Source organism: Vibrio rhodolitus (genome assembly GCF_003350325.1).
Lineage (GTDB): Bacteria > Pseudomonadota > Gammaproteobacteria > Enterobacterales > Vibrionaceae > Vibrio > Vibrio rhodolitus.
On the sequence record NZ_QLYZ01000007.1, the window covers coordinates 162,947 to 169,883 of the forward strand.

The 6,937-nt window shown below is 46.4% G+C and carries 5 protein-coding genes; 3 read left to right on the plus strand and 2 right to left on the minus strand.

The window, feature by feature from the left end; all coding sequences use genetic code 11:
- Positions 1-254: 254 nt before the first annotated feature.
- The gene (gene hemL / locus DPF93_RS09440) at positions 255-1,550 is read right to left on the minus strand and encodes a glutamate-1-semialdehyde 2,1-aminomutase (protein ID WP_114765949.1); all 1,296 of its coding nucleotides are present in this window, start codon (positions 1,548-1,550) and stop codon (positions 255-257) included.
- Positions 1,551-1,841: 291 nt separating this feature from the next.
- On the opposite strand from hemL, the gene erpA reads away from it, so the two are divergent.
- The 3 genes from erpA (at position 1,842) to DPF93_RS09455 (ending at position 6,674) form a co-directional block, all read left to right on the plus strand.
- Entirely contained in the window at positions 1,842-2,183 is a 342-nt protein-coding gene (gene erpA / locus DPF93_RS09445; RefSeq protein WP_114765950.1) for an iron-sulfur cluster insertion protein ErpA, read from the plus strand.
- 262 nt (positions 2,184-2,445) lie between these two features.
- Entirely contained in the window at positions 2,446-3,546 is a 1,101-nt protein-coding gene (locus DPF93_RS09450; protein ID WP_114765951.1) for an efflux RND transporter periplasmic adaptor subunit, read from the plus strand.
- 8 nt (positions 3,547-3,554) lie between these two features.
- Positions 3,555-6,674 carry an efflux RND transporter permease subunit gene (locus DPF93_RS09455; protein WP_114765952.1) on the plus strand — a complete coding sequence of 1,040 codons (3,120 nt, stop codon included), beginning with the start codon at positions 3,555-3,557 and terminating at the stop codon, positions 6,672-6,674.
- A 56-nt stretch (positions 6,675-6,730) separates the two neighbouring features.
- Here the strand turns inward: DPF93_RS09455 and DPF93_RS09460 are convergent.
- Positions 6,731-6,937, minus strand: a 207-nt coding sequence (locus DPF93_RS09460; RefSeq protein ID WP_164675302.1) for an integrase core domain-containing protein, incomplete at its 5' end; no start/stop codon positions are given.

Consider the following 6,937-nt stretch of genomic DNA (forward strand, 5'->3'; position numbering starts at 1 on the left):
TGTTTTCAACTCTTAATCGAGCGCAGGGTAGTCAATCACACAAAGTGATGTTCTTGAGTTGTATTTCTAAAACCTATTTGCGGAGAGTTTAATATGGGGTGTTGCAACAATGATAAGTGCAGTGCAACTTCAGCGGAAAAACCAAAGCGTCGCATTCCGTGGTTTGCGCTGTTACTCAGCGCTCTCGTGCTTTTAGTTATTGTCAATTGGCAATAAAAAAGGCTGCCTAGGCAGCCTCTTCAAAATAACTGGTATTACTTTGCTTCTTGCGCAAGAATCGCGAAACAGCGATCTGCCGCGCTAAGCGTTGCTTCAATTTCTTTGCTGCCGTGCGCCAGAGATGTAAAGCTTGCTTCAAAAGCAGAAGGCGCTAGGTAAACACCGTTATCTAACATTAAGTGGAAGAAGCGCTTGAAGCGTTCAACATCACACTTAGTTACGTCTTCGTAGCAAGTTACGCTTTCTTGCTCAGTAAAGAAGAAGCCGAACATACCGCCAACTTGGTTAACCACTAGAGGAATGCCGTGCTTGTCTGCCAGTTGCTTAAAGCCGTCAGCCAGTTGTTTGGTGATGTAAGCTAAACGCTCTTCATTGCCTTCCGCGCGTAGCACGTTTAGACATGCAAAACCTGCTGCCATTGCAACTGGGTTACCAGACAGAGTACCAGCTTGGTAAACTGGACCTGTTGGCGCGATGTATTGCATCACTTCGCGACGACCACCAAACGCACCTACAGGCATACCGCCACCAATCACTTTACCTAGCGTGGTTAGGTCTGGTTTGATGTCGTAATGCGCTTGTGCGCCGCCAAGTGCTACGCGGAAGCCTGTCATTACCTCATCAAAGATCAGTAGTGCGCCTTCTTGGTCACAAATTTCACGCAGACCTTGGTGGAAGCCATCTACAGGTGGAATACAGTTCATGTTGCCTGCAACAGGCTCAACAATAATACACGCGATTTGATCTTTGTTAGCTGCGAACAACTCACGTACAGACTCTAGGTTGTTGAACGTTGCAGTTAGAGTGTGCTTCGCGAAGTCTTCTGGTACACCCGGTGAGCTTGGTTGACCAAGTGTTAGAGCGCCTGAACCTGCTTTAACCAGCAGGCTATCAGCATGACCGTGGTAACAACCTTCAAACTTGATGATTTTGTCACGACCCGTAAAGCCGCGTGCTAGGCGAATTGCGCTCATGGTTGCTTCAGTACCTGAGCTTACCATGCGAACTTGTTCCATTGATGGTACTAGCTCTGAAACCAGCTCAGCCATATTGATTTCAAGTTCAGTTGGTGCACCAAAGCTTAGACCACGTTGTGCAGCCGCGATTACAGCTTCGCGAATTGCAACATGGTTGTGACCTAGGATCATTGGACCCCAAGAGCCCACGTAGTCAATGTAAGCTTTGCCGTCAGCATCAAAAATTAGAGGGCCATCAGCACGTTCAACAAAAATTGGAGCGCCACCAACGCCGTTAAAAGCACGTACTGGAGAGTTCACACCGCCAGGAATGGTTTTCTGCGCTTTTTCATATAGGTCTGCTGATTTGGTCATTGAAATATCCTCTTTTGATTGCTCGGACCAGCTTAAGGGAGGCATTGTACCCCTCTATGCGAGGATGAAAAACGTTTTCCAACAAATTATGAACAATTTAAGACCAAAGTGGGTAATTGCCGCCTTCAAAACCAGTAAGTTAAACTATCAATTTACTCAATCGGTGGTGAATACTTGAACGCTGCACTCAGGTATTAGATAATCACCCAATCAATAAAACAAAACTGCTGCACAATATACGACCAAACTTTGGTAAATCATAAGCAGTAGCGACAAGTGAGAGAGGTCGGTGTGAGCGAAGCCAATATTCCTTTGACATTTTCTGATGCGGCGGCAAAGCGTGTAAACATGTTGATTGCTGAGGAAGAAAACCCAAATCTAAAACTGCGCGTCTACATTACAGGCGGCGGCTGTAGTGGTTTCCAGTACGGCTTTACGTTTGATGAAAACGTAAATGATGGCGATACCACTATTGTAAATAGCGGCGTTACGCTAGTTGTTGATCCTATGAGCCTACAATACTTGATTGGTGGTGAAGTGGATTACATGGAAGGTTTGGAAGGTTCACGATTTTTCGTTAACAACCCAAATGCAACTACGACTTGTGGTTGTGGTGCTTCGTTTAGCGTGTAATTTGCACTACGAAAGAGAAAAAGCTGCCAATGGCAGCTTTTTTTGTATTACAACGATGAGTTGGTTAATTAACGAGCGGCGTCAAATTTGTCGCTGTTACGAAAAATTGTACATTTTGTAAACTTGTCATCTGTTGCAACCTTGTTATGCTATCCAAGTGTACAAGATTAATGCGGTCCTTTTTGATCAAAAATCTATAAGAAACAGTAGAAAGGAATCTTAAGCACGCTGGATGTTGCTTATGAAGTAGTTAAGGATAGTTATGGCTAAGTTGTCTATATTTCGTTTTTTATCAGTACGACCTTATTTTATCTCGATATTTCTCGTCGTATTGCTCGGTACATGGTTGGCGATGGGTTCTTCCAATTCAGAAGAGTTGCCAACTGATCAGAAACAACAAGAAACTCAGGTGCCGCTGGCTAAGGTTGCCTTTGATACCTTTGTTGCCCAGTCCACTCATAAAACCATTGATCTTTATGGACGCACAGCGCCTGACAGAGAAGCGAAGCTCGGTGCTGAAATTGCAGGGAAAATCACCTCACTGCAGGTCAAAAAAGGCGATGTCGTCAAGCGTAATCAAGTGATTGCCATGATTGATAAAGGTGACTTAGAGATCCAACTCCAGCGCGCAACGGCGATGCTTGCGGTGCGAGAGAAAGAGTTTAAAGCGGCACAATCACTCAAGAGTAAAGGATTACAAGGCGAAGTTGCTTTTGCCAATGCGCAAGCGATGCTGGTTGAAGCCAAAGCCATGGTCAGTAACGCCAAACTTGCGCTGCGTAATACCAGTGTGAAAGCGCCGTTTGCTGGAGTAGTCGATTACCTGTTTATCGAAAAGGGCGATTTTGTCGGTGTTGGCGATCCGGTTGCGACGCTGATCGATTTGGAAAAAATCGTCATTGAGGCTGATGTTAGTGAACGTCATATTCAAGACATTAAGCTTAATCAGCCGGCAACAGTACGCTTTATTAACGGACAGCAAACCCAAGGCAAAGTGCGTTATATCGCGCGCGTTTCTTCCGCTTCGACCAATACATTCCCTATCGAAATCGAAGTGGCGAATCCAGAGCAGTTAATTCCAGCAGGTGTGAGTACAGAGGTAGAGCTGAATCTTAAAGATCAACAAGCGGTAAAAATCACTCCCGCAATGCTGGCTTTGGATGAGTCAGGCAATTTGGGTGTCAAAACCCTGCTAAATCAAGATACAGTCAAGTTTGTGCCGATCCAATTAGTCAAAGCAGAGCAAGATGGCGTTTGGCTAACAGGGCTAGGTCAAGAAGTGGATATTATCACCACTGGACAAGGTTTTGTCCGTGATGGCGATAAAGTGATGGCAGTACCAAGCTCAAGCCAAGCGCAGTAGGAGACAGCATGTTTAGCATAATTGATGCTGCGCTTTCGCGCACTCGGACCATGCTGGTATTGCTGGTCTTTATTCTTATCGCTGGGGTGATCACCTATATCACGATTCCGAAAGAATCGAGCCCAGACATCACCATTCCCATTATCTATGTTTCGGTTGGTCACCAAGGGATTTCTCCGGTTGATGCAGAACGTCTCTTAGTGCGACCTATCGAGCAAGAACTGCGCTCAATTGAGGGCGTAAAAGAGATGACCGCGACCGCAGCAGAAGGGCACGCTTCGGTGATGCTTGAGTTCTCGGTGGGGATGGATCTCAACAAAGCGATGGCAGATGTGCGTGAAGCGGTTGATCTTGCCAAACCTAAATTACCGGAAGACAGTGATGAGCCAACCGTTAACGAAGTGACGTTAGCATCGGAAGAGCCGGTATTGTCTTTGGTGCTTTACGGCACAGTGCCTGAGCGCACCATAGTGCAAATTGCTCGCCGTCTGCAGGATAAGCTTGAGAGCTATCGACAAGTACTGGAAGTAGAGATTGCTGGGGATCGCGAGGATATCGTTGAGATCATCGTTGACCCATTGCTGATGGAAAGCTACGGCTTAGATCAGGCAGATATCTATAACCTAATTGCGCTGAACAACCGCGTGGTGGCAGCCGGCTTTGTTGATACTGGCTACGGGCGTTTTTCCGTTAAAGTACCTTCGGTATTTGACTCAATTAAAGATGTTCTGGAACTGCCGATTAAAGTGGATGGCAAACAAGTGATCACTTTCGCGGATGTCGCGACAGTGCGCCGCGCGTTTCGCGATCCAGAAACCTTTGCCCGTCTGGATGGTGAATCTGCGGTGGTGCTCGATGTGAGTAAACGCGCAGGTGAAAACATCATTGAAACCGTTGAACTAGTTAAGGCAGTGCTGACCGAGGCGCAGAAAAGCCCACAATGGCCAAACAATCTGCTGGTTAAGTACACTTGGGATCAGTCCGATGACGTCAAGATGATGCTCAATGATCTGCAGAACAATATTTTGTCCGCGATCATCTTGGTGGTGATCGTGATTATCGCCATTTTAGGTATGCGCACCGCGATGTTGGTCGGGATTTCGATTCCCGGTTCGTTTTTGGCAGGTTTGCTGGCGCTGGCGGTATTTGGTGTCACGGTGAATATCGTGGTGCTGTTCTCCTTTATTATGGCGGTCGGCATGCTGGTGGATGGTGCGATCGTGGTGACCGAGTTTGCCGATCGGCGCATGCAAGAAGGCACACCGAGAAAACAAGCTTATCGAGACGCAGCAAAACGGATGGCGTGGCCAATCACTGCATCAACCGCAACCACATTAGCGGCATTTGCACCGCTACTGTTTTGGCCTGACATCACCGGTGAGTTTATGAAGTTCTTACCGCTGACGTTGATTGCTACCTTGTTTGCTTCGCTTGTTATGGCGCTGCTATTTGTGCCGGTATTAGGCGGCTTATTTGGTAAACCGCAGCATGTGACGCAAGAAAGCCGAGCGCGCATGGTTGCGTTGCATGATGGTGACTTTTCACAGGCGACAGGTATTACAAAGCTCTATTATCACACGCTCGATATTGCCCTCAGCCACCCAATCAAAATTCTCATTTTGGCCATTGCGATGGCATTTGGTGTTGGCACGGCTTACAACAAAGCGGGATTAGGCGCAGAGTTTTTCCCGGAAGTGGATCCACCATTTTTTACCGTTAAGGTGCGCTCTTATGGCGATCTTTCGATTAACGAGAAAGACAACATTATGCGCGATATCGAACAAGCAATGCTGGGACATGATGAATTTGAGAGCGTCTACACTCGCACCGGCGGTGATGATGAGATTGGTCAAATCCAGATCACGCCAGTTGACTGGCAGTATCGTCGCAAAGTGAAAGACATTATTGAAGATCTCAAGCAGCAAACTGACCAATACGCAGGGGTGGAGATAGAATATAAGTTCCCTGATGCAGGTCCTCCGGTTGAGCATGACTTGGTGATTGAAATGTCGGCGCTGAATTTGGATGATTTGGACTCAGCCGCCAAACAAGTGCGTGAGTGGTCGGATAATTATCCAGCATTAACCAACATTAGTGATAACTCAAGTAAAGAGGGGATTGACTGGCAAATTGATATTCGTCGTGATGACGCTTCTCGTTTTGCTGCTGATGCTACGCTCGTCGGCAATACGGTGCAATTTGTCACTAATGGCTTAACTATTGGTGATTATCTGCCGGATGATTCGAACGAAGAGGTGGATATTATTGTTCGTTATCCAGAAGACAAACGTGATATTGGCAAGTTTGATCAACTGCGAGTAAAAACGCCATTGGGCATGGTGCCGATCACCAACTTTGCCAGCATTGTCCCGGATCACAAGCAAGACACTATTAATCGCGTCGATGGTCACCGAATTATCAGTATCAAAGCGGATATCAAAGAAGGCTATAACCTTGCGCTGGAGCTACCAAAGATCCAACAGGCGTTAAGTGAGCTTAAGTTTGCTGATGGAGTTGAGTTTAAATTGCGCGGTCAAAACGAAGAGCAAGAAAACTCATCTGCCTTTTTGCAATCTGCCTTCTTAGTCGCTCTGGTAGTGATGGCGTTAATCTTGATCACCCAGTTTAATAGTTTCTATCAAGCGTTTTTGATCTTAAGTGCGGTTCTGTTCTCCACTGTAGGCGTTTTTGCCGGATTGCTTATCTTCCAGCGCCCATTTGGTGTGGTGATGTCGGGAATCGGGGTGATCGCTTTGGCGGGGATAGTGGTTAACAACAATATCGTCTTAATTGATACCTACAACCAATTGCGTCGCCGAGGGTTAGAAAAGCGTGAAGCCATTTTACGTACCGGGGTACAGCGTCTGCGTCCGGTGCTTTTGACCACAGTGACAACCATATTGGGTCTATTGCCGATGGTATTAGAGATTAATATCGATTTGATTAACCAAAAGGTAGAGTTTGGCGCGCCAAGTACCCAGTGGTGGTCTCAATTGGCGACGGCAGTATCAGGCGGTTTGGCTTTTGCAACGGTGTTGACCTTAGTTCTAACGCCATGTCTGTTGATGCTAGGGCGTAATAAGCTGCCACAAGAAGATGATAAACCGATCTTAGTTGAAGAAAACTAACCTTAGCGAAAACACTTCATTTATGACCCGTCCTGATATGGGTTGACACTTTTTAGTTAAAACGCTCGGTGTACTTCATCGGGCGTTTTGTATTTTAGCGCTGTATGAGGCCTCATCTGATTATAGATTTCTACTGACTCAGCGACCATTTTTCTTGCTTGAGCTACATCTTTAGGCTTTCGCAAGAGATATTCCATTTTCAAAATGCCGTTCACCCTCTCTGCCAACGCATTCTGGTAGCAGTCATACCCATCCGTCATTGA